Annotated in this window: 25 protein-coding genes and 1 tRNA gene; 12 read left to right on the top strand and 14 right to left on the bottom strand. The window is 31.0% G+C overall.

Going from position 1 to position 22,202, the window contains the following annotated elements; genetic code table 11:
* Positions 1 to 206: 206 nt before the first annotated feature.
* From Q0891_RS16020 to Q0891_RS16010, 3 genes are read right to left on the bottom strand one after another with little or no spacing between them, the layout of a single operon-like run.
* Positions 207 to 1,388 (bottom strand): hypothetical protein, encoded by a 1,182-nt coding sequence (locus tag Q0891_RS16020; RefSeq protein ID WP_299103299.1) that lies wholly within the window; start codon positions 1,386 to 1,388, stop codon positions 207 to 209.
* On the bottom strand, positions 1,372 to 1,893 hold the full coding sequence (locus Q0891_RS16015; protein WP_299103296.1) for a hypothetical protein: 522 nt from the start codon (positions 1,891 to 1,893) through the stop codon (positions 1,372 to 1,374). Before Q0891_RS16015 ends, Q0891_RS16020 begins: the two co-directional genes overlap by 17 nt.
* Entirely contained in the window at positions 1,877 to 2,425 is a 549-nt protein-coding gene (locus Q0891_RS16010; RefSeq protein WP_299103294.1) for an RNA polymerase sigma factor, read from the bottom strand. Before Q0891_RS16010 ends, Q0891_RS16015 begins: the two co-directional genes overlap by 17 nt.
* Before the next feature lie 128 nt (positions 2,426 to 2,553).
* Between Q0891_RS16010 and Q0891_RS16005 the strand changes: the two genes are divergently transcribed.
* Positions 2,554 to 3,888 carry a hypothetical protein gene (locus Q0891_RS16005; protein ID WP_299103292.1) on the top strand — a complete coding sequence of 445 codons (1,335 nt, stop codon included), beginning with the start codon at positions 2,554 to 2,556 and terminating at the stop codon, positions 3,886 to 3,888.
* Here the strand turns inward: Q0891_RS16005 and Q0891_RS16000 are convergent.
* Positions 3,885 to 4,289 carry a hypothetical protein gene (locus tag Q0891_RS16000; RefSeq protein ID WP_299103290.1) on the bottom strand — a complete coding sequence of 135 codons (405 nt, stop codon included), beginning with the start codon at positions 4,287 to 4,289 and terminating at the stop codon, positions 3,885 to 3,887. The genes Q0891_RS16005 and Q0891_RS16000 overlap by 4 nt on opposite strands.
* Positions 4,276 to 4,860: a sigma-70 family RNA polymerase sigma factor gene (locus Q0891_RS15995; protein ID WP_299103288.1), complete on the bottom strand. Its 585-nt coding sequence runs from the start codon at positions 4,858 to 4,860 to the stop codon at positions 4,276 to 4,278. The genes Q0891_RS16000 and Q0891_RS15995 overlap by 14 nt, the downstream gene beginning before the upstream one ends.
* A gap of 145 nt (positions 4,861 to 5,005) precedes the next feature.
* On the opposite strand from Q0891_RS15995, the gene Q0891_RS15990 reads away from it, so the two are divergent.
* The 4 genes from Q0891_RS15990 (at position 5,006) to Q0891_RS15975 (ending at position 7,947) form a co-directional block, all read left to right on the top strand.
* The gene (locus Q0891_RS15990) at positions 5,006 to 5,350 is read left to right on the top strand and encodes a DUF6249 domain-containing protein (RefSeq protein ID WP_299103286.1); all 345 of its coding nucleotides are present in this window, start codon (positions 5,006 to 5,008) and stop codon (positions 5,348 to 5,350) included.
* 94 nt (positions 5,351 to 5,444) lie between these two features.
* Entirely contained in the window at positions 5,445 to 6,422 is a 978-nt protein-coding gene (locus Q0891_RS15985; RefSeq protein ID WP_299103285.1) for a hypothetical protein, read from the top strand.
* Entirely contained in the window at positions 6,415 to 6,771 is a 357-nt protein-coding gene (locus tag Q0891_RS15980; protein ID WP_299103282.1) for a MauE/DoxX family redox-associated membrane protein, read from the top strand. Before Q0891_RS15985 ends, Q0891_RS15980 begins: the two co-directional genes overlap by 8 nt.
* Before the next feature lie 6 nt (positions 6,772 to 6,777).
* A complete protein-coding gene (locus tag Q0891_RS15975) occupies positions 6,778 to 7,947 on the top strand; it encodes a nitrate/nitrite transporter (protein WP_299103280.1) in 1,170 nt (389 codons plus the stop codon).
* Position 7,948: 1 nt separating this feature from the next.
* On the opposite strand, the gene Q0891_RS15970 is transcribed toward Q0891_RS15975, so the two are convergent.
* A complete protein-coding gene (locus tag Q0891_RS15970; protein ID WP_299103278.1) occupies positions 7,949 to 8,629 on the bottom strand; it encodes a M15 family metallopeptidase in 681 nt (226 codons plus the stop codon).
* A gap of 501 nt (positions 8,630 to 9,130) precedes the next feature.
* Here Q0891_RS15970 and Q0891_RS15965 point away from each other — a divergent pair.
* The 7 genes from Q0891_RS15965 (at position 9,131) to Q0891_RS15935 (ending at position 14,656) form a co-directional block, all read left to right on the top strand.
* The gene (locus tag Q0891_RS15965) at positions 9,131 to 10,060 is read left to right on the top strand and encodes an alpha/beta hydrolase (protein ID WP_299103276.1); all 930 of its coding nucleotides are present in this window, start codon (positions 9,131 to 9,133) and stop codon (positions 10,058 to 10,060) included.
* Positions 10,061 to 10,411: 351 nt separating this feature from the next.
* Positions 10,412 to 11,272 carry an SPFH domain-containing protein gene (locus tag Q0891_RS15960; protein ID WP_299103274.1) on the top strand — a complete coding sequence of 287 codons (861 nt, stop codon included), beginning with the start codon at positions 10,412 to 10,414 and terminating at the stop codon, positions 11,270 to 11,272.
* Positions 11,273 to 11,275: 3 nt separating this feature from the next.
* A complete protein-coding gene (locus Q0891_RS15955) occupies positions 11,276 to 11,434 on the top strand; it encodes a DUF4177 domain-containing protein (RefSeq protein ID WP_299103272.1) in 159 nt (52 codons plus the stop codon).
* Positions 11,434 to 11,934: a hypothetical protein gene (locus tag Q0891_RS15950; protein WP_299103270.1), complete on the top strand. Its 501-nt coding sequence runs from the start codon at positions 11,434 to 11,436 to the stop codon at positions 11,932 to 11,934. Before Q0891_RS15955 ends, Q0891_RS15950 begins: the two co-directional genes overlap by 1 nt.
* A gap of 5 nt (positions 11,935 to 11,939) precedes the next feature.
* Positions 11,940 to 12,119, top strand: a complete 180-nt coding sequence (locus tag Q0891_RS15945) for an Arc family DNA-binding protein (RefSeq protein ID WP_299103268.1) — start codon at positions 11,940 to 11,942, stop codon at positions 12,117 to 12,119.
* A 560-nt stretch (positions 12,120 to 12,679) separates the two neighbouring features.
* A complete protein-coding gene (locus Q0891_RS15940) occupies positions 12,680 to 13,894 on the top strand; it encodes a DUF819 family protein (RefSeq protein WP_299103384.1) in 1,215 nt (404 codons plus the stop codon).
* Between the two features lie 51 nt (positions 13,895 to 13,945).
* On the top strand, positions 13,946 to 14,656 hold the full coding sequence (locus Q0891_RS15935) for a DUF4369 domain-containing protein (RefSeq protein WP_299103266.1): 711 nt from the start codon (positions 13,946 to 13,948) through the stop codon (positions 14,654 to 14,656).
* A 74-nt stretch (positions 14,657 to 14,730) separates the two neighbouring features.
* On the opposite strand, the gene Q0891_RS15930 is transcribed toward Q0891_RS15935, so the two are convergent.
* From Q0891_RS15930 to Q0891_RS15895, 8 genes are all read right to left on the bottom strand, one after another.
* Positions 14,731 to 14,804 (bottom strand) — tRNA-Thr (locus tag Q0891_RS15930).
* Positions 14,805 to 14,853: 49 nt separating this feature from the next.
* Entirely contained in the window at positions 14,854 to 15,123 is a 270-nt protein-coding gene (locus Q0891_RS15925) for a hypothetical protein (protein WP_299103264.1), read from the bottom strand.
* 82 nt (positions 15,124 to 15,205) lie between these two features.
* The gene (locus Q0891_RS15920) at positions 15,206 to 16,177 is read right to left on the bottom strand and encodes a type I phosphomannose isomerase catalytic subunit (RefSeq protein ID WP_299103262.1); all 972 of its coding nucleotides are present in this window, start codon (positions 16,175 to 16,177) and stop codon (positions 15,206 to 15,208) included.
* A 4-nt stretch (positions 16,178 to 16,181) separates the two neighbouring features.
* On the bottom strand, positions 16,182 to 16,592 hold the full coding sequence (locus tag Q0891_RS15915) for a 6-carboxytetrahydropterin synthase (RefSeq protein WP_299103260.1): 411 nt from the start codon (positions 16,590 to 16,592) through the stop codon (positions 16,182 to 16,184).
* Positions 16,592 to 17,116, bottom strand: a complete 525-nt coding sequence (gene idi, locus Q0891_RS15910) for an isopentenyl-diphosphate Delta-isomerase (RefSeq protein WP_299103258.1) — start codon at positions 17,114 to 17,116, stop codon at positions 16,592 to 16,594. Before idi ends, Q0891_RS15915 begins: the two co-directional genes overlap by 1 nt.
* A gap of 104 nt (positions 17,117 to 17,220) precedes the next feature.
* Entirely contained in the window at positions 17,221 to 19,215 is a 1,995-nt protein-coding gene (locus Q0891_RS15905; protein WP_299103257.1) for an OmpA family protein, read from the bottom strand.
* A gap of 10 nt (positions 19,216 to 19,225) precedes the next feature.
* Positions 19,226 to 20,152, bottom strand: coding sequence for a type IX secretion system membrane protein PorP/SprF (locus Q0891_RS15900; protein WP_299103255.1), 927 nt, complete (start codon positions 20,150 to 20,152; stop codon positions 19,226 to 19,228).
* A 28-nt stretch (positions 20,153 to 20,180) separates the two neighbouring features.
* A partial coding sequence (locus tag Q0891_RS15895) for a gliding motility-associated C-terminal domain-containing protein (RefSeq protein WP_299103253.1) occupies positions 20,181 to 22,202 on the bottom strand: 2,022 nt, incomplete at its 5' end.

Genomic DNA, 22,202 nt, shown 5'->3' with positions numbered 1-22,202 from the left:
CTTTTTCTTTAGATAACATTAAATGAAAGACGTTGTCTTCACTACCATTTATTTGTGATTATAAATCCACTGATTTATCAATCTGAACTTGTTTCAGATACTCAATAAAATGTACTGAATTATCAATTTAGATTCTGAAACGAGTTCAGAATGACAGGTTTTATGATGACACAATTACCGTTAATCCGTATTTTATTTAAGAAAAATTACTCATTAATTTCAATCAGGTCTTTTCCGTATCTGATAATACCATTAATGGAGTTAATCTTAATATTGTTTACATTTTTCCCATAGCTATCTTCATTTTTTAGCTGAAACATTATACCATCTGTTCGCGGATTAGCATTACTAAGATCAAATACTTTATTATCTGTAAAGTGTTTTGTGTGACTTCCATATGTTGTGAGGTTAAAATTCAGATCTTCTGGAAAGAATAGATTAATTTCTGAGTATTCAGTATTCATATCTAGAATTTGGAAATCTTTAGAAAAATTATGGAGTGTAAATTTACTATTGAAATCCACAACCTCAACTTTGCTTCCAACTTCGCCAATTTCAACCTTTGTAAATTCAGAATTTATTAATGAATTACTAACTCTTCCGATCGTTAATTCTCTCGTGTTTGCGAAACTATAATTACCTGCTGTGATTTCTTCTACATTGAAATAACCATTATCCACGTCAAAAACATTTAAAACATTACCAATGCTTTTAAATTTCAATCTTGAATTTCTAGAATTCATTGTGGTTTTATTTAAAAACTCATCTGTAAAAAAAAGATTAGCGTTACCAAGTGTCATCCTAACTTGGATATGCTCCGGAATAAAGATTATCATTTTTGATATTTGCATCTTATCATTCTTTTTCCATTTCTGTACTCTTGGCTTAATTTTAATGGTACCTAAAAGATCTTTTAAAGTTGAGCGTTCAGCTAAACTGATTTGAGTTAAAACAGAATCAATTGATTTTCTAATTATAGGCTTAATTGTAGTCGTTGTATCTTTCATTTTTGCCAATCGACCAATTAATACTTGCTCCATTTGATACTCTCTGTAGTATCTTGAATTGCGGCTTTTTGAGGTAAAAGTTATTTTGTTATTCTCTTTTTTCCCCGAAACGGTATGACTCTTTAAACTCGATTCCACAAATTTCTTTTTATAGTTTTTAAAAGCCTTTGTATATTTTATATGGACTTTGCTATCCTTGGATTTTTTAATTATCGCTGCAGTATTACTTAAATCTAAAACTAAAGTGGTATTTGCATCTGTTGTAAAACTTTCGTCATAAATGATATGAGTTTCATCCATTTTCGCTTCTAATGAGTTTTGAGCAATAATAGGTGCTGACGTGATGAGCGTCAATGCCAATATTTTAAAAAGTGTTTTCATGTTGTTCGTTTTTTTGATTTAATATTTTGATGTGTTTTTGTATGTCCTTTAATATTTGAAGTCGCGTTTGAAGGTTGTCCACCAAAGCCTCTATAACTAAAATATTATTACTGTCGTTTTTAAATTGCTTTGAAATTTCTTTATAATCCATATCTAACTCATCAAGCTTTTTTCTAAAACGTGTTACCAATTTTTCATCTTCAGTGAGCGCTATGAAACTTTGCCATTCGGTTTCTATATTTGCCAAATATTCTGCTTCTACAGCTTCTATTTGTGCAATTATTGGCTCAGGATCATCTTTATCAATGTCTGTATTAAAAACACTAAAACCAATAGTTAATGCAATGAGTAATATTGCCGCTACACTTAACCAACCGTATGGCTTTCGTTTTGGTTTAGACTGCTTTTTCAGTTGCGTCAAAAACTCAGCTCTATGATTATTAGGAAGCTGTTTTACCTCCTGTTCTTCTTCGTTATTAAATAATTCTCTAATATCTCGCTTCATCGTATTTTACTTTTAACAAGTCTTGTAGTTTAAGTTTCCCTCGTCTAAGATGTGTTCTTGATGTTTTTATAGGAATATCAAGAATCTCTGAAATCTCTTCATGGTCATAACCTTCTAACAGGTATAATTTCACTACTATTTTATGCTTTTCGTTGAGTTGCTCAATGGCAGTTAATATCTCTTGTTTTGAAATTGAACTATCAAATTGCCAATCCTCTTCGTTTGTTATTCTTAATTCTGAAACCTCAACAGCATCAAATTGCAATTGATTTTTCTTTAGAACATCTAAACATTGATTGATAATTATCCGTTTTAGCCAAGCGCCAAAAGTAGCTTCCGGTTGAAAGCTTTCTATATTGGTAAATGCTTTTAAAAAACCTTCTTGCATCGCGTCTTTAGCGTCTTCATCATTATTGAGATATCTACAAGCGATAATAAACATTGCTTGTGCATAAGTGTCATAAACTTGCATTTGTGCAACTTCATTTCCCTTTTTACATAGCTTAATTAGTTTAGTCTCTGTTTGATGCATTGTGTTGATTAGCGGTTTCTATTTTTAAAAACGATAGAATTTATAAAAGGTTTCAAAATATTAATAAAAAGATTGATTTTAACTGAATATGTTTAATTTTAAACTGAATATCAATCAACAACCTTATAATGAGTCAAGATTATAACAAACCAGCCTTTAAAAAACTCCTCGAAAAATTACAAGAAGAAAGCTGGCAACTAGAATTACTGATTTCGGGTTTTGCCATTTTTGGTTTAGTCAGTGCTTATGACCCTTTAAGCATAGCAGCTATAGAAGCTGAAAACAATGGTGTTTTACATGAATTTATTATTGCAATTGTTGGCTTATATTCGTGTGTTATTTTGCTTTTCAATTTACTATTACATGTTTTACTTAGAGGTTTGTGGATTGGAGCTCTAGGTTTACGCTATGTCTCTGGAGATATTGATTACAGTGAATTAAACTACAGTGAAAAATTTACAAAATACTTAAAGAAAAGAGTTGGTTCTTTTGATAGATACATTGCGCGTCTTGAGAATTACTGTAGTATAATTTTCGCTGTTTCTTTTTTATTGATCTTTTATGTGCTTGCACTTACCTTTACAATATTAACTATAGTATTAGTTGCTGAGTATGTTATAAGTAATGAAAACCTTCCTGGTTGGCTCAGCAAAGCATTAGGAATTCCTTTAATGATTTTTATTGTTTTAGGTATGTTTTTAACCTTCTTTGACTTTATAACCCAAGGCTGGTTAAAAAAGAAAAAGTGGATTTCTAAACTTTATTTTCCTTTTTATTGGTTGTTTAGTTTTATAACGTTATCCTTTTTATATAGACCAATTGTATATAATTTTCTAGATAATAAATTTGGTAAACGATTGAGTTTAATTCTATTTCCAATTTTTTTACTAATTATAATGTTGTCTTCATTAAATAATAATTTCTCTAACTATTTTAACGAAAGAAGTAGAGCTACAAGCTATATAACTAGTGACAATAATTATTTAGATTCTATAGATGAAAATGCAGAACTATTTGTTAAGGATGCTGCAATACAATCTAAAATTATTACCGATAATTATATAAATATTTTCATTAAATTATCTGAATCTATTGAAGACAATATCTTTAATTTTAACAAAGGATTAAAACCAGATAAAGATTCGAGAGGTATAACCTCTGATGTTGTTGTTGGTTATAATAACGGAAAAAATGATTGGGGAAACAATAGAAAGCGATTAGATAGTATTAAGCAAGACTATGTAAAAACCTTTAATGAATTGTATGACATTAAAATAGATTCATTAGCGTTTAAATCTGATTTTGTCGTTAATAAAAATAAGTTAGGTTTTGAAACCTATATACCAACGAAAAATCTAACACCTGGAAAACATATTTTGCATGTAAATTATAAAACGTTAAAAGAAAAAGATACATTAAACAAAAGATTGAAATCAATACTCTTTTGGTATTATCCAGACTAAAAAGTTATTCTTTTCTGAAAATAAAACTTAAGTATTGGTACTTGAATGCTAACCATCACAGCCAAAAACACAACCGCATACATAAATGTTGATGAAAACTCAAAAGATATGTTTTCAAACAAATTAATAGGAATTTCTGATAATTCTAAACGGTCTGTCCAACTTGCAGTTGTTTCGGCATTTCCTAAAATAACATAACCAATTAAGGCCATAAAACTACCTAGAATAATAAACCAAACTGGTTTTGAAATTAATGGTTTATAAACAGTTGCATCAGAATTAGAAATAGCTTCAACCTGAGACATAACATTAGTTGTAAAATCTAAAGAGGGTTGTTCTAAAACATCTTCAGACATTATTTTATCTATAAATTCCTCTATTTTTTTATTATCCTCTTTCATGTTTCAATCTGTTTTCTGGTTTCAAATATTGCTCTAATATAACTGCCAATTTCTTTCGTGCCCTAAAGAGCTTCACTTTTATAGTATTTGCTTCAATATTTATAATCCTCGATATTTCATCTAAGGATAATTCTTCAAAATAAAATAAAGTTAATAATGCACTGCTATCTTCTGGCAACATATTAACGCACTTTTTAATTAAAGCATGTTTTTCTTCTTTAATTAAGTTATCTAATGCATTATCTATAGTATCTAATTTATTAAAGGTAAATTCATCAATAGGAACATCATTTATATGTTTTTTATTCTTTTTTATACGGTCTAAACAAGTGTTGTAGGTCACTCTATAAATCCAAGTAGAAAATTTAGAATCGCCTTTAAAATTATCTAATGACTTAAACACTTTTACAAATGTATCTTGCGCTACTTCTTCTGCCTCTTCTCTATGCTTTAACATTCTTAAAGCTAAGGTAAATACTAAATCCTTATAGCGATTTACAAGTTGTGCATACGCTTTAGTGTTGCCATTATTAATAGCATTAATTAGTATTTGGTCGTCGTTGGTGGTCATTATATTAGTATAGACGACAAAACATTATTTAAGGTTACACTTATATAAATATTTATTTTTTTTTACAAAAAGTGTAACCTAAGATTAAATGTTATCGTCATAAGCTATGTAACAATTAAATTTAATCAATTAAAAATCAAACATTATGAATGAAGAAATATTAATCCCTTTAAGTTTATTCTTATCTATTTTCGGAATTGTATATCTATACTTTTCCACCCGAAACAAAGAACGTTTAGCACTTATAGAAAAAGGTGCAGATGCCAGTATTTTTAACATAGGCAAACGATCAAGCTCTTCTTGGAAAGTTGTTGTACTAAATTTAGCTTTTCTATTAATGGGAATTGGTTTGGGTGTATTTATTGCAAATATTTTAGACACCTATACAGGTTTAGGTGATGCCGTTTACCCATCTTTAATATTCTTTCTGGCAGGCGTTGGCTTGTATGTAGGTTTTACACAAACTAAAAAACATGTAGGTAACGAGTAACTCTTGTAATTTTTATAATATAAAAACGTCTCATAATTGAGGCGTTTTTTTATGCCTATAAATGATGTATCTTTAAAATCTATAAAACTTAAGCATGTACAAAATTCTATTTACGCTTCTATGTATTGGGCAATTATCTTTTGCACAAATCACTATAAAAGATAGTATTTCTCAATATCCTGTGAGCTACGCAACCATATCTTTTGGTAATGGAAACGGCATTTTTGCAGATGATGAAGGTGTATTTATTTTTACTGAAAAGTTATACCCAGATATTGATTCACTATTTATATCTGCAATAGGATTTAAAGATTTAAATGTTGCTACAAAAAATCTACCTGAAGTATTAATAATGAAAGCACAATCGCATCAATTAGATGAAGTAATGCTTAACTTTAAAAAAGACAGAAAATTTAAAGAAGAAAAACTAAAACCCTCTTTAGATGATGACTATTATAATTGCTGGTTACCAACTATAGAATCTGAAATCGCTGTTTATTTTCCAAAATCGACAACTAAAGATCAAAATCTAAAAACTGTTTTTTTTCCTATTGCATTAGAATCTAAAGATTGGGAAAAACGAAACAAAAAAAACAGTGAGAAAAAGAAATTTTCAACCCTATTTAAGGTGCAATTTTACGATAATAACAATGGTGTTCCTGGCGACGTGCTCACTTATGAAACTATAGTATTTAGAGCTACTGAAAAAGATGGAGATGCCTATGAGCTTAATGTAGATGATTATAACATACGTGTACCTGATAATGGTTTTTTTGTATCGCTACAAGTTTTAGGCTACACCAATAAAGCCGGGAAATTATTACCAAATAAAAAATACAAAGAAATTGAATCTAAAAACGGTAAAATAGTTAAAATACCTACCAATTTTAGACCTTTACTTCCTTTTACTAATGAGGTTGAAGGTAAAAACACCTATATAAAACGTGTATTTATCAATGGAAACGATTGGGTTAATTTTGATAAAGGCAACCAATTTAAGTCTAGTTTATTAGATAAAAATCTATTTAATTACGGTATTGGTATTACCTACAAAACATACAAAGATGAATGAGCCATTAGGTCTTTATGTTATGGCTGCTATATATTGTATTGCTGGAATTATGCATTTTATTAAGCCAAAAGCGTACATGCGTATAATGCCTAACTATTTACCTAAGCATAAAACTCTTGTTTATCTGAGTGGTTTAGCCGAAATACTTTTAGCTATAGGACTTTGTATTCCCACTTTAAAGACTATTTCTATTTATGGTATTATCGCCATGTTGGCTGTATTTTTATTGGTCCATTTTTATATGTTATCGAGTAAAAAGGCATCTGCAGGATTTCCAAAATGGCTATTATTATTTCGTTTACCATTACAATTTGTATTGATGTATTGGGCTTGGACATATTTAAATTAATCGCAATTGAAAACCACAACGTCTAAAAAGATATTACCTATTATTATTTTCTCGCAATTTTGCTGTACTTCTTTGTGGTTTGCAGGTAACTCAATTATAGATGATTTAATTGTGTTTTTTCAATTAAGACCTGAATCCTTAGGCTACATCAGCTCTTCGGTTCAGTTTGGTTTTATAGTTGGTACTTTTATTTTTGCCATTTTTACGCTTGGTGACCGCTTTTCTCCGTCACGAATTTTCTTCATTTGTTCAGTGTTCGCTGCCATCTTTAATATTGGTGTATTATACGAAAACAACACTATGACAACATTACTTTTATTTCGGTTTTTAACTGGCTTTAGTTTAGCTGGTATTTACCCAATAGGTATGAAAATTGCTGCAGATCATTTTGAAAAAGGACTAGGAAAATCACTAAGTTTTTTAATTGCTGCTCTGGTTTTAGGAACCGCATTTCCGTATTTAATTAAATCGTTTAATCTAGATTTAAAATGGGAATTGGTTATTTGGGTCACATCTTCCTTAGCTCTATTAGGAGGCGTTTTAATTTTTGCATTAGTACCAGATGGTCCTTATCAAAAATTAGTTCAAAAATTTGAAATGTCTAAAATTCTAAAGGTGTTTAAGGATGAATCTTTTAAATCTGCAGCCTTTGGCTACTTTGGTCATATGTGGGAACTTTATGCCTTTTGGACTTTTGTACCTGTTTTGCTAATCACACATTCGCAATTACATCATGTGACATTAAACATTTCTTTGTTTTCGTTTATTGTTATCGCTTCGGGCGCAGTATCATGTATTCTTGGCGGTTTTCTATCCAAGACTTATGGTATAAAAAAAACAGCTTTTTTCTCGCTTAGTATTTCTGGCATATGTTGCCTACTCTCGCCATTACTTTTTATGGTAAACTCTAGTTTTATTTTTATAGTATTTCTTGTAATTTGGGGAATGGCAGTTATTGCAGATTCTCCATTATTCTCTGCAATGGTTGCTCAAAATTGTGATGCTAATGCCAAAGGTACTGCACTTACCATAGTTAATTCTATTGGTTTTGCTATAACCATTATTAGTATTCAGCTGCTCAACGTTTTATTAGCAAATACAAACTACACACCTTACGCTTTTATGGTATTAGCTCTTGGTCCCTTTATTGGTTTAATTTACTTGAAGAGGTCTTAAATTATTCAATCTCAAAATCAAAATACGTTTTTGGAAAAGGTTCCCAACGCAATGTAAAATGCCACCACTCTTTTGGGTAGTTTCTAAAATTGTGTTTTAACATCACAGTCTTTAAAAGCTGCCTATTTTTACGTTGTTCCTCTGTTAAACCTTCATGCGCAACCCAAGATTCTTCGCCAAAAAAATCAAAAGGACTTCCCATATCGAGAGGCTCGCCTGTTTCACCATCTGAAATGGTTAAATCTAAAGTACTACCTCTGCTATGACCAGATCGTGAAGCGATGTAACCAGATTTAAACAAGTTTCGTTTATTGACTGCAGGATAAAACTGTTGCTTTTTTAATGTATCATTCAAATCTTTTGCCCATCGAATAAAATGATTAACAGCGCGCTGTGGTCTATAACCATCATAAACCGTTAAACACAGATTTTGATTTTGTAACTCTTCTTGCACCAATTTTAACTTCTCAGCAGCAGCTTTGGTTAGAATTAATCGATTTGCTTTATAGCCATCAATGGAGTCGCCAACAAAATTGTTTTCAGAAAAATACCGCAATTCCACATTTAAATCCGGAATCACAGTTTCTACATAAACAAAACCTTCTGGTAAAGATTGTTTTAGATTGAAACCTAATGTGATTAACAAAAGACTTCCAATAAAAAAGAGTGTTTTATAATTCATATCGATTACTAAATTAATCAAAAAACAGATGCTGTAATTAAATTATATACGCAAACCTTCTATTTAGGATTATAATCAGGTATAATTATTAGGAAAGAAAGAGAATTGAAGTAGATAACCTTATAAAAACAAAAAACCGAGATCCCTCAATCTCGGTTTTAGTTTTATTTGCTTTTTTACTATGCTGGTAGATTTAGGGTCTCTAATTATACACAACATAAAACAAATATTAATTAATTAATCCATTGAACTAAAAACTAAATTTCTAGTACATGTCAAATATATAACTCATTTTGAAATCACACGTCAAAAAACACATTTAATCGTTGAAATACACATAATTTTAACATTACAAGACAGAATAGTGCTTTTTACCGATTAAATACCGATTTTACATTCTGTTTATTTCACGAGAAAATCATAAAATTAGATAAATTTCGTTGCTAATATTGAGATTCAATTCTAATTAATATAACTTTATACAACTTAAATAAAATACAAATGAAAGCTTATATTATCATTATCTTATTTTTAGTGTCTTCAGTTGGTTTTGGTCAAGACAACTTCTTTTCAGAAGAAGAACTTACAATAACCAAACATATAGATGGTACATTACTAGAACCTCTTGTAGATTCAAAACAAATAAATCTTGCTATTATTATTGCAGGCTCTGGTCCTACTAACAGAAATGGAAATCAAAATTTTCTAAAAAATAATTCCTTAAAAAAATTAGCAGAAAGTCTATCTAATAATAGTATTGCCACATTTAGGTATGATAAGCGTATTGTAAAACAAATTTTAAAAAATGATGTAGACAATGATATTATGTTTGATGATTTTGTCAATGATGCCTCTGATGTCATAGACTATTTTAAAGCTAAAGGAAAATACAATAGAATATATATCATAGGTCATAGCCAAGGGAGTTTAGTTGGTATGCTAGCTGCAAAAGATAAAGCAGACGGTTTTATTTCACTTGCAGGTGCAGGTAACAATATAGGAGACGTACTTGTAGAACAGGTCACAAAAATGGCACCAAAGTTAGGTATTGAAACACAGCGTATTGTAGACACTTTAAAAACAGGAAAAACAACTACGGATTACCCTAATGAACTAGCATCATTATTTGGGCCAAATATTCAGAAATTTATGATGAACTGGATGTCTTACAACCCAACTGAGGTTATAAAAACATTAGACATGCCAATTTTAATTGTAAATGGTACTAAAGATCTTCAGGTATCTGAAGACGAAGCGCAATTATTAAAAAAGGCGAATGATGAAGCACAATTAGAAATAATTGATAACATGAACCATGTGCTATTTGAAATTGAAGGTGATGATTTAGAAAATTCAAAATCTTATAACGAATCGTTCAGACCATTATCACCTCAACTTATAAAATCTCTTACAGATTTCATTCAGTCTTAAGCCATCCAAAATTATATAATATTTAAAAGCATGTAGTTATATACATGCTTTTTTTTGTTCCAAAACTTTCTAAAATGAAAAAGCATCCCAACCACGAGATGCTTTTTTCTAACTAACCAACCAAATGTAATGAGACTACTCTGTAGTAGTGTTACCTCTCGATAACTAAAGTAATTTTCATTACGTTTAGTATATTACAAATGCTGTGCCAAAGTTTAAATTATTTATTTTTTAATAAAACTGTAACATTTAAATCTATTTGCACACTAACATTATAAGTTATATCTTTATGATATCATTTTAATATCATAATAAATTATAATATTTATTAACTAATTAAACTTATAAATTATGACAGAAGAAAAAATCATCGTTCCGGCAAATGGCTATTTAATGCTATTCTTATTTTTAATATTATTTATTGGAAGCATTGCCCTAATACCAATCACTAAAACAGGTTGGTCAATATTTGGTATTGTTGCTGCATTAGTACTCGCTTTTGGTTTTTTAATGGTACAACCAAATGGATCGAGAGTTTTACTCCTATTTGGTAAATATGTAGGTACTGTGAAAAAGAATGGTTTCTATTGGGTAAACCCATTCTATTCTAAAAAGAAGATTTCTTTAAGAGCTAGTAATTTTGATAGTGAACGCTTAAAGGTAAATGACAAATTAGGAAATCCTGTAATGATTAGCACTATCCTAGTTTGGCGAGTACATAATACGTACAAAGCAGCTTTTGAAGTCGATAATTACGAAAACTTTGTACGCGTACAGACTGATGCTGCTGTACGTAAACTAGCAAGTATGTATCCTTATGATAACTTTGCAGATGAAGGCTTAGACGAAGATATTACACTTCGTTCTAGTGTAAATGAAGTGAGTACTGCCTTAGAAAAAGAAATAGACGAACGATTATCTATTGCAGGGATTGAAGTGCTAGAAGCAAGAATTGGTTACTTAGCTTATGCAAATGAAATTGCAAGTGCTATGCTAAAACGTCAACAAGCAACAGCAATCGTAGCTGCAAGACATAAAATTGTAGAAGGCGCTGTGAGTATGGTAGAGATGGCAATTGAAGAACTGAATAAAAAACAAGTTGTAGATTTAGATGAAGAAAGAAAAGCTGCTATGGTAAGTAATCTTATGGTTGTACTTTGTGGCGATAAGGACGCTTCACCAGTTTTAAATACAGGAACCTTAAATCATTAAAATATGAAAGAGTATAAAGTAATTCAACCAAAATTAGGTTTTAAAAACAGAATTCAAAAATATGAAGACCTTTTAAATCAATATGCAAGAGAAGGTTGGGAAGTGAAACATATAGGACATAATTCGCCTTTAGTTATATTTGAACGCGATAAAAACAGATAATGAAAATTTTCAACGAAGAGCAACGTTTTAATCAAAATTGGTTAATTATTCTAATACTAATTGGCACTTTGATTCCTTTAGGAATTATGGCAAAAGAATATACAACCAATCAGAGTAGTTTCTCTACATCAGATATCATAATGTTTACTAGTGTTATTTTAGTATCGGCAAGTATCATTTTTATCTTTAAATTAGATACTAGAATTGATGACAATGGTATTCATTATAAATTCTTTCCAAGTCACTGGAGTTTTAAAGTTATTCGGTGGAATGAGATAGAAAAAGTTTATGTGAGAACCTACAGTGCAATAAGCGAATATGGTGATTGGGGATTGAGAGGTAGCTCACTTTTGAAATCATCTAAAGGTAAAGCCATAAATGTCTCTGGAGATATTGGCATACAATTAGAATTAATAAATGGAAAAAAACTTTTAATTGGTACTCAAAAAAGAACTGAAGCCATTAGTGTGCTAGAAACCTATAAAGAAAAATTAAAATAATTATAATGTCTAAAAAGAAAGCCTTTGCGTTACGAATGAATGAAGACATGCTGAAAGCAATTGAAAAATGGGCTTCAGACGAGTTCCGTAGCACCAATGGCCAAATAGAATGGATGCTAATGCAATATCTAAAAGAAAACAATAGACAACCTAAACCAAAGGATAAACCCAATGAAAAAAAGTGATCGGAAACGGTCACTTTTTTAGTTTTTAATTTTTGTATTTTGCGATTAATAAACGCCAAAATATGAAATCCCTTATAAAAACTTTATTACTACTTTCTGTAATCCTCTTTAGCATTAATATTTCGTTTGCTCAAACCCTTACTTTTGAAAAACCGAGTTCGAGCCATTCAGATGTATTTACAATTCCTGTAAAAATAGATTCTATAAGCTTCAATTCTTTTAAAATTGATTTAACTATAACCGATGATCTTGCTGATATTGTTCAATTTATACCAAATAAAAAACTAGCAAAAGGTACTTTTAATTACAACGTAAATGACAAAGTGCATTCTATAGAGTATGTTGGTTATTCTAATCTTACTTATGAGAAAAAGTCGGCATTATTTGATATTGTTTTAAAAACAGAAGGACGCTTTAAGGATGTAGAACTCCTAAATATAGCATCGAGCAGTTTTTTATTAGATCGAAATTTAATTCCACTTAAAAAGAAAAAAATTGAAAAGGCAACAGCCAATCAGTGGGTTTTATTTAAAAACGATGCTATTGTTTTTGGTTTATTAATGATTGCTTTAGGATTAGTGTTTTTTACTGAATCTAAGAAAACCGGATTTTGGCCTAAGTTTTACAAAATAGTTCCTGGCCTATTAATGTGTTATTTAATTCCTGCTATATTTAATTCACTAGGTTTAATCTCTGATAAAATCTCTGAAAGCTATTTCATAGCCAGTCGCTATTTATTACCAGCATCATTGGTGCTATTAACATTAAGTATAGACCTAAAAGCGATTTTTAATTTAGGTTGGAAAGCATTAGTTATGTTTTTTACTGGTACAATAGGCATTGTTATTGGTGGGCCAATTGCTATACTCCTTATCTCTTCATTTTCTCCAGAAACCGTTGGAGGAGCAGGTTTTGATGCCACATGGAGAGGATTAGCTACTTTAGCGGGTAGTTGGATTGGTGGTGGAGCCAACCAGGCAGCTATGTTGGAGATTTATGAGTTTAATCAAGAACTTTATGGAGGCATGGTTTTAGTTGATATCGTCGTTGCTAATATTTGGATGGCCATAATTCTACTTGGTATTGGAAAACGAAAGAAAATAGATAAATGGTTTAAAGCAGACAATTCAGCCATTGATGCCTTACAGAATAAAGTACAAGCATTTAGTGATAAGATTACTAGAAACCCATCACTTACAGATATAATTGTAATACTAGCTTTTGCATTTGGTGCGGTTGGTATTGCCCATTTTGGGGCTGACCATATTTCCGTTTACTTAAAAGATAATTTTGAAGCTGTAAGTAATCCCAAAAGCGCGTTGTCGTCATTTGGTAGTGGTTTCTTTTGGCTTATTTCTATTGCAACTTTAATTGGTGTTTTATTATCATTTACAAAAGCTAAAAATTATGAAGGTGCAGGTGCGAGTAAAATAGGTAGTGTATTCATTTATATTTTGGTTGCTACTATCGGAATGAAAATGGACTTGGGCAAAATTTTTGAAAACCCTGGATTAATTTTAATTGGTTTAGTTTGGATGACAATACATGCTATTTTACTCATTTTAGTTGCTAAATTAATTAAAGCACCATTTTTCTTTTTAGCCGTAGGAAGCCAAGCTAATGTTGGTGGTGCTGCTTCTGCTCCTGTGGTGGCTGCTGCTTTTCATCCATCTTTAGCAACCGTTGGTGCTTTATTAGCCGTTTTTGGTTATGTTGTTGGTACCTATGGTGCAATTCTATGTGCAGAACTTATGAAAATTGCAGCAGCAGGTTAGTTTTTTTAAAACAATTATAAGATATTTACGCACTTAATTATTTATCAAAATATGACAAAATTAAACAAAGCCTTAACGCTCATTATCTTAACAATTTTGGCCGTGTCTTGCGCTAAGGAGAGTGAGGCAACATTCACACTAAAAGGAAAAGTAAAAGGTTTAAAAAAGGGTATTGTCTATCTTCAAAAAGATGGCGATTCTACTATTATAAATTTAGATTCTGTGGTTATTAATGGACAATCAGAATTTAAGTTGCATACCGATTTAGAAGAACCAATTATTCTTTATTTAAAATTGTTTAAGAATGATGGTGAAGAGCATTTTATACCATTTTTCGCTAACAAAGGGGTTACCGAAATCAATACAACTTTAAAGAATTTTAATTATGATTCTGAAATAAAAGGCTCTAAACAACAAGAGTTATTAGCGGAATATATAGAAGTGATGTCTAAATTTAACGATCAAAATTTAGATATGTTGGAGGCTCGTTTTTTGGCACAAAAAGAAAACGATAGTATAGCTGTTGACTCTTTAAATAGATTAGGAGACAACATGGTAAAGCGTAAATACGCATATACTATACAATATGCTATGAATCATAAAGACAATGAAATTGCACCTTACTTGGCTTTGTATGAAGCCAGGAATGCAAATCCTATTTTTATAGATTCAATTTATAATAGTTTAACACCAGAGATAAAGAATTCACTGTATGGTAAAAAGCTAAACGAAGCTATTGCTAATAGAACTACTACGGAATAGTATAAGTTTTTATTTTATTGTAATAAAATAAAAAATCCAATCATAATTTAATGATTGGATTTTTCTTTTTTAAGAGCCGATGGAGGGACTCGAACCCACGACCTGCTGATTACAAATCAGCTGCTCTAGCCAGCTGAGCTACATCGGCAAAAAAGAGTTTGCAAATTTAAAATAGATATTCAAATTTGCAAAACAATTTATTTTAATTTATTAATTTTTTCAATGAGGTTTTTCCCTTTTGATTCAAGGTCATTGTTTATTGCTTTAAAGTGTGCTTTCTTATCTTCTACACTTCTATCGTTTACGCGAGCAATTAACTCATCAAAAGTAGTAATAGCTTCATCAATAATAGCTTCACTATCTTTAGTTGGTTTTGCAGAATTAGTTAGTTCCCATACATAAACTGCTTCAATAATATCACCCAAAACGTAATTTATATCTTTCTTTAAATCTCTTTTATTCGCCATAATATTTATTTTTTTAATGTTTACAAAAGTACTAATTCCTTTTAGTTATATAACTAAGTTAAATTTACTTTCTCAAGAAGTTTTAAACGTAAACTTCTAGTAATTTGCCGTAATCTGCTTTTAATTTAAAATCTGTAATCTCAGCTGGCATAAGAAGCGACTCTCCTTTTGTAATAATTTCTTTATAATCTTCAGTGATTATTTCTACTTCGCCATCTACACACATATAGATAATAAATGAGTCCAACGTATTTTGCTTAATCACTTCAGTATTTAATTCTAATATATTAGTTGTAAAAAAAGGACATTGTACCATCTTATTAGATGTGTTTTTGTCTAAACTATAATCGATTTTATAATCATTTTTTAATTCAAATTTAAAAGCATCAATAGCCAAATCATTATGTAAATCGCGCTCATTACCATCCTTATCTACTCTATCCCAATCATACACGCGGTATGTGACATCACTTGTCTGTTGAATTTCTGCTAACAATACTCCTGCGCCAATGGCATGTACTCTTCCAGCTTCAATAAAATAAGTATCGCCTTCGCTTACTTTATCAAAATTTAAAATTTTGGTAAGCGTTTTGTTTTTTAAGTGTTCTAGATAAGTTTCTTTATCCATGTCTCTGTTAAAACCTACAATTAGATTTGCATCTGTTTCGGCTTGCATTACATACCACATTTCTGTTTTACCAAAAGAATTATGTCTTAAACTTGCCAAATCATCATCTGGATGTAATTGTATACTTAAATCCTCTTTAGCATCTATGAATTTAATCAGTAACGGAAAATCAGTACCAAACCGATCCCAGTTTTTATTCCCTAACAAACCTGATGTATATTCATTAACTAAATCTTGAAGAGATTGCCCTTTTAAACTTCCATTAACAACAATAGAAACATCATCTGGTACTGTACTTATTTCCCAGCTTTCTCCTAAAGATTTAGAATTAGAATCTTTATTAAAATGTTTATGCAACTTTTCTCCACCCCAAATTTTATCTTTTAGAATAGGTTGAAATTTTAATGGGTATAGAGGATTTTTCATAGTGTTATTGGCCCGAATAGGTTACAAAGTTACGAGGTGTTTCATATAACGTTATTTCAAGATAAAATTTTGTATCTAATTTCTTCTTGATTTTGTCGTAAATGACAACTGCAATATTCTCTGCAGTTGGGTTTAAATCTTCAAATTCTGGTACTTCTACATTTAGATTCTTGTGATCAAAGGCATCTTCAACTTCAGATTTAATAATATCTTTTAAAATTTTCACATCAATAACATAACCTGTTTCAGGATCTATTTCTCCCGTAACACTCGCAATTAATTCGTAATTATGACCATGAAAGTTCGGATTATTACATAAGCCAAATACTGCTTGGTTTTTCTCAAAATTCCAATCTTTTCTATATAATCGATGTGCTGCGTTAAAATGTGCTTTTCTATGTACAGTAACCTTCATTATTTGTTTACGTTTATGAATTCATAAAACTTCTCGAAAATAATCTTAAACCACGCTGTATATACTTGTGGATTTTCAATCATATCTAACTTAACAGCATCTAATTTCATCCATTTCCATGCCATTACTTCCTCGTCATTAACTGAAGGTTCATCATTATAATAACCTACCATAACATGATCATATTCATGCTCAGTAAGACCGTTATCAAATGGTGCTTTATAGATAAACGATGTTTTCTCTTCTAAATTGGTAACAAATCCCATTTCTTCTTGCAAACGTCGTTTCCCGGCTTCTAAATTCGTTTCACCATTACGTTGATGACTACAACAGGTATTAGTCCATAACTCTGGAGAATGATATTTATGCGCTGCACGTTGTTGTAACATCAATTCATTTTTATCATTGAACACAAATACTGAAAACGCTCTGTGTAAAAGCGCTTTTTCATGCGCTTCCATTTTGGGCATTAAACCTATTTGGTTATCATTTTCATCTACTAAGATGACTTGTTCTTCTGTCATTCTGTAAAATTAACATCTTAATTATAAAAAAAAGTAAAGGATTTCATAAAAATAGCCGTTTAAATAATTAAACGGCTATTTTATTCTAGTAGATAAAGAAAAAATTAATCTTTATCCTCCTCTTTATCTTCACATGTTTGTCCATTTATACTAGTTATAATAAACTCACTACGTCTATTTAACTGGTGCTCTTCTTGAGAACAATTAGAATCATTAGTAGGTTCACATCCACAATCGTTAATTAAGCGAGATTCGCCATAACCTTTAGCCGTTAAACGTTCTGCGTCAATTCCCTTTTCAATTAGATATGCTCTTGTAGATTTTGCTCTTCTATCTGAAAGTTTTTCATTATAAGAAGCAGGTCCTCTACAATCTGTATGACTACGAATATCAATATGCATTGTTGGGTATTTATTTAATACCGCCAATACTTTTTGAATCTCAATTTCTGCATCATATCTAATATTAGATTTATCGAAATCAAAATAAATAATTGGGATATCTAATACTTTCGCTAAATCATCACAAGGTTCAATTTGCTGCTCATCTTTCTCAATCAATAACTCCATTTTCAACTCCTGATTTTTATTTGGAGTCGTAAATCGTTGTTCATCTGAGGTGTATTTGTCTTTCTCAACTCTAATTAGATATTCTTTTTCTGGATCTACATCAAATTTAAAATAAGCATCATCTCCAACGATTTGGCGATCTATTTCATTTCCATCTTTATCTAATAGAATAACAGTAGAATTAGGCAATAATTCTTCGGTATTAACATCTTGAACAGTACCTTCTACTATAAGTTTTATCTCAGGAATTTCGAAAGTATAAATATCATCACTTCCCTTTCCTCCTTCTCTGTTAGAACTGAAATAAACACGTTTTGTTACTAAGTTTTCATAATACCCAAAATCATCCCATGGACTATTTACTGGTTCACCAACGTTTTCAATAGGAAAGTTACGATTAGAACCTCCCGTTACTTTTTGATCTGCACCTTTAGATACAAATACATCTAAACCACCTAAACCAGGAAAACCAGTTGAAGAATAATATAAATCTCCATTAGTATTTATAAAAGGAAACGATTCTTGACCTTCAGTATTAATAGAACTTCCTAAATTTTCAGGTTCTCCTAATGTGCCATCTTCATTAACATCTACTACAAAAATATCTGATTGGCCGAAAGTTCCTGGCATATCTGAAGCAAAATATAATTTTGTTCCTAGTAAATTTAATGCTGGATGCGCTACACTATAATCTAAACTATTGAAATGTATTTTATGGATATTATCCCAATTTCCGTCCTCTCCTAATGTAGCTCTATAAAGTTGCAACCTATTAATACCTACTGCATCTTCTTTATATCTTGATTTGAAATAATTATTACGAGTAAAAAACATATACTTTCCGTTTGGAGAGAATACCGCACTAGATTCATGAAACTTAGTATTTACATTTTCGCCTACACTTTTAACTTCGGCAAAAGTGCCATCTTCCATTTTTTCAACGGTGTAGAGATCTAAATACGGTTCTTCATTCCATCTGTATTTTCTTCCACCGCCTCGTGCTGAAGCAAATACAATTCCATTTTCGTACTCTGTTGTACCAAAATCAGATAATTCCGTATTGATTTCTAAATTTACAATTTCAATATCATCTCTACTCAATTCTTCAATCGCAGATTTATAATCTACCTTCGAAACAAAGGCTTTACCTCTTAAATCGTTAGGTTTTAATGTATTAAATTTCTCCATCCATTTATCAGAACCTTCATAATCTTTAATACCTTTTAAGGCTAAAGCATATCTAAAATAGTATTCTGGATCAATAACCTCATTGAGTTTCATTAATTCTCCATACCATTTAGAAGCTTCTTCCATTTTATTTTGGAAGTAAAATGAATTGGCCAACTTTTGAAATAAATCCGCAGACTTATAGCCATTATTTGCCACTTCTAACAAGACTTCACTTGTTTTTACATAAGCGAAATCTCTATAGTCATCTTTAACACTTTGTATCTTTCCATTTTGCCCAAATGCACTAGAAGAAATTACAATTACAAAAGTTAATAATATATATTTTGATACTGTTTTCATAGTCATATTTTTAGAAGAAACGTGGAGATAAAATTCTACCTAACCTTTTTACTTCAAATCTTAATGTTACTTCGTGTGTTCCACTATTATAATTATTTAAACCTGTTGATGTCATATCATAACTATAACCAATAAACATACCTGGAGTTACTTGGAAACCCGCTAAAGCACTTACTGAATCATCCCATCGCCATGCTAAGCCTAAAGTTAATTTCTTTTGAAACCAAAAGTTTGCCGATAAATCAGCAATAACTGGTGCGCCCGAAACTCCTTTTAATAAAAATGCCGGTTTTAATTCAGTGGTTTCACTAATATTAAATACATAACCTCCAATTAGGTAAAAGTGCATACGTTCTGTTGCTACTGACTCTGTATAATCATCATAATGATCGGTAGTTATAAAATTTGGAACTGCTAAACCCAAGTACCATCTGCGAGTGTGCATGTATAAACCTGCACCAATCATTGGCGAGATTAGATTTATATTATCCTCAAATGTTGGATCTGTATTTCTAAAACGTCCTTTACTCCAGTCCGTATCTAAGATATGTAAACCTCCCTTAACACCAAAAGACAACTTTAAATCCTCGGCGTTTAACGGAATAGTATAAGACACGTTAGCATCAATAAAAGATTCCCTTGCTGGTCCTAAAGCATCATTTACTATATTTAATCCTAAACCAATTCGCTCATTTCTTAATGGCGAATGAATACTTAATGATTGTGTTTGTGGTGCTCCATCAATCCCAACCCATTGAGATCTGTGTAAACCTACAACACTTAAAGTTTCTCTTTGACCAGCATAAGCAGGATTCACGCTTAATGTATTATACATGTAATGGGTATACTGCGGATCTTGCTGTGCAAAACTAATAGTACTAATTAGTAAGAATACTAAAACTATTAATCCTTTTATTTGTGATGATTTATGTATCATTTTAAAATATATTATAATTAAGTACTAATTAGTTTTTTCTATTAATATATAGCCAACCTACTCTCGGATCTGAACCATCTCCTAAATCCAGCACATAATAATATGTACCTACTGGTAACTCATCAGATTGATTAATTACTGCTCTTCCGTTTGATATGCCTGTCCAATCATTTAAATAACCGTTTTTGCTATAAACGATATTACCCCATCTATTATAAACTTCTAACTTATTATCAGGGAAACGCTCAATGCAGTCAATCACAAATGTTTCATTTATACCATCACCATCTGGTGAGAACTCATTATAAATGGTTAAACATATTGGATTAACAGTTGCATCATCTTCATTATTACTTGGATTTTCATCTGTTCCACCAACTGCACTTTGTACATATGCCGTATTTAAGTAATCACCAAATCCTAGAACTTCCACTGTAATTTGAAGAATTCCTATTTCATCAGGATCTAATTGGTTTATAACCCATTCACCATTTACAACTGAATATGAGGCATCTGGTTCAAATGGTATGAAATCAATCAATGGTTCACCCGTATTTGGATCTAATGCAATTTCGTAACCACTTGGAATTTGCTCATCTATAACAATATTAGTAGCTGTTACATTTCCGATGTTTGCTACTTCAATTGTAAAGGTTACCAAATCACCAATTAATGGTCGCGTTTCATCAACAACCTTAGTTACTTCTAAATCAAAAATTGAATTTAGTATCACTACAGTAGGATCATCTGGTTCACCGTCACCATTATCATCATTATTATTATTATCCGTAGGATCATCACTTGTATCAATGATATCATCAGAAGGATCATTTATATCACCACCTGGTTGCTCTCCTCTTACGGATGCTGTATTTGTTACAGTTCCTAAGTCAATATCTTCTTGAGTTATTAAATAAGTTGCTGTATACGTATCATTATCTATTTCGCCAGGAAGCAATTCTAAAATTGGTCCTCCTACTAAATTTAGATTAGGTAGGTTGTCTTCAACTACAATATTAGTTAAAGTTACGTTTCCTGTATTTTCAACAATGAATACATAATTAATAATATCATCTACACCACCAGCTATTCCATCACCATTAGTATCTTCTAAAGGCAATATTGTTTTAATTAAACTAATACTAGGTTCTGATGTTATAATAATCTCAGTTGGATCATCCTCTAAATTACCATCATCATCATTACCATCATCACTAGTATCAGATACTGTAGTATCGTCAGGACTATTACCACTTGCAACAACACTATTTTGGAAACCACCAACATCAATTACGTCTTGTTCAATACTGTATGTAGCAGTATAGGTAGCTGTTTCATTAACTAACAATATACCTTCTACACTACCCATTGTTGAAGGACTTACAAAACTTGGCCCTGTAACGAAAGTTAATATGTTCCCATCTAAATCTGTAAATGTATCAACAATAGCAACATTGTCTAAAGTGACATTACCTGTATTTGTTACCGTTATAGTATATGTAATTTCATCATCTAAACTTGCACCTGTTGGTAATATATCATTAGTAATTTCAAATGTTTTTACAACCTCAATACTTGGATCTGGTAATGGTGTTACCGTTGGATCATTTGTTGGATCACTATCTGTTGTTCCGTCGCCATCTGGTGTTTCTATCGCCTCGTCTCCTGCATCGGATACATCACTAACATCATCCGTACCACTTGGACTATCTCCAGTTGCACTTGCACTATTCTCAATATAACCAGCATCTATATCAGCTTGCGTAATCGTTTGCTCCGCTGTTACAGTAACACTATCGCCTGGTGCCAAACTTGCTATTGGACTTCCAGTAATTGAACCTACATCTGCATTTGCATCTGTAATTTCTATGTTAGTAATGGTCACATTACCTGTGTTAGTTACGTCGATATCATAAGTAATAACATTATCTAAGTACCCTATTGCGCCTTCAGACGAAATATTATTCACAGTCTTTGTTACAGTCAATTCTGGATTGTCATCTAAAATAGTTACCGTTGGATCATTCGTTGGATCATTATCATCTGTGCC

Source organism: uncultured Winogradskyella sp. (genome assembly GCF_947498005.1).
Classification (GTDB): Bacteria; Bacteroidota; Bacteroidia; order Flavobacteriales; family Flavobacteriaceae; genus Winogradskyella.
This window is presented reverse-complemented; position numbering and strand designations above follow the sequence as displayed.

Bases quoted from the DNA above. Each gene is read 5' to 3' on its own strand.
- Q0891_RS15980 (WP_299103282.1), top strand. From the start codon at position 6,415: ATGAATGAGCCATTAGGTCTTTATGTTATGGCTGCTATATATTGTATT.
- Q0891_RS15900 (WP_299103255.1), bottom strand. From the start codon at position 20,152: ATGATACATAAATCATCACAAATAAAAGGATTAATAGTTTTAGTATTC.
- Q0891_RS16005 (WP_299103292.1), top strand. From the start codon at position 2,554: ATGAGTCAAGATTATAACAAACCAGCCTTTAAAAAACTCCTCGAAAAA.
- Q0891_RS15965 (WP_299103276.1), top strand. From the start codon at position 9,131: ATGAAAGCTTATATTATCATTATCTTATTTTTAGTGTCTTCAGTTGGT.
- Q0891_RS16015 (WP_299103296.1), bottom strand. From the start codon at position 1,893: ATGAAGCGAGATATTAGAGAATTATTTAATAACGAAGAAGAACAGGAG.
- Q0891_RS15950 (WP_299103270.1), top strand. From the start codon at position 11,434: ATGAAAATTTTCAACGAAGAGCAACGTTTTAATCAAAATTGGTTAATT.
- Q0891_RS15970 (WP_299103278.1), bottom strand. From the start codon at position 8,629: ATGAATTATAAAACACTCTTTTTTATTGGAAGTCTTTTGTTAATCACA.
- Q0891_RS15940 (WP_299103384.1), top strand. From the start codon at position 12,680: ATGATTGCTTTAGGATTAGTGTTTTTTACTGAATCTAAGAAAACCGGA.
- Q0891_RS15920 (WP_299103262.1), bottom strand. From the start codon at position 16,177: ATGAAAAATCCTCTATACCCATTAAAATTTCAACCTATTCTAAAAGAT.
- Q0891_RS15995 (WP_299103288.1), bottom strand. From the start codon at position 4,860: ATGACCACCAACGACGACCAAATACTAATTAATGCTATTAATAATGGC.
- Q0891_RS15905 (WP_299103257.1), bottom strand. From the start codon at position 19,215: ATGAAAACAGTATCAAAATATATATTATTAACTTTTGTAATTGTAATT.
- Q0891_RS15915 (WP_299103260.1), bottom strand. From the start codon at position 16,592: ATGAAGGTTACTGTACATAGAAAAGCACATTTTAACGCAGCACATCGA.
- Q0891_RS16010 (WP_299103294.1), bottom strand. From the start codon at position 2,425: ATGCATCAAACAGAGACTAAACTAATTAAGCTATGTAAAAAGGGAAAT.
- Q0891_RS15990 (WP_299103286.1), top strand. From the start codon at position 5,006: ATGAATGAAGAAATATTAATCCCTTTAAGTTTATTCTTATCTATTTTC.
- idi (WP_299103258.1), bottom strand. From the start codon at position 17,116: ATGACAGAAGAACAAGTCATCTTAGTAGATGAAAATGATAACCAAATA.
- Q0891_RS15955 (WP_299103272.1), top strand. From the start codon at position 11,276: ATGAAAGAGTATAAAGTAATTCAACCAAAATTAGGTTTTAAAAACAGA.
- Q0891_RS15925 (WP_299103264.1), bottom strand. From the start codon at position 15,123: ATGGCGAATAAAAGAGATTTAAAGAAAGATATAAATTACGTTTTGGGT.
- Q0891_RS16000 (WP_299103290.1), bottom strand. From the start codon at position 4,289: ATGAAAGAGGATAATAAAAAAATAGAGGAATTTATAGATAAAATAATG.
- Q0891_RS16020 (WP_299103299.1), bottom strand. From the start codon at position 1,388: ATGAAAACACTTTTTAAAATATTGGCATTGACGCTCATCACGTCAGCA.
- Q0891_RS15985 (WP_299103285.1), top strand. From the start codon at position 5,445: ATGTACAAAATTCTATTTACGCTTCTATGTATTGGGCAATTATCTTTT.
- Q0891_RS15945 (WP_299103268.1), top strand. From the start codon at position 11,940: ATGTCTAAAAAGAAAGCCTTTGCGTTACGAATGAATGAAGACATGCTG.
- Q0891_RS15960 (WP_299103274.1), top strand. From the start codon at position 10,412: ATGACAGAAGAAAAAATCATCGTTCCGGCAAATGGCTATTTAATGCTA.
- Q0891_RS15935 (WP_299103266.1), top strand. From the start codon at position 13,946: ATGACAAAATTAAACAAAGCCTTAACGCTCATTATCTTAACAATTTTG.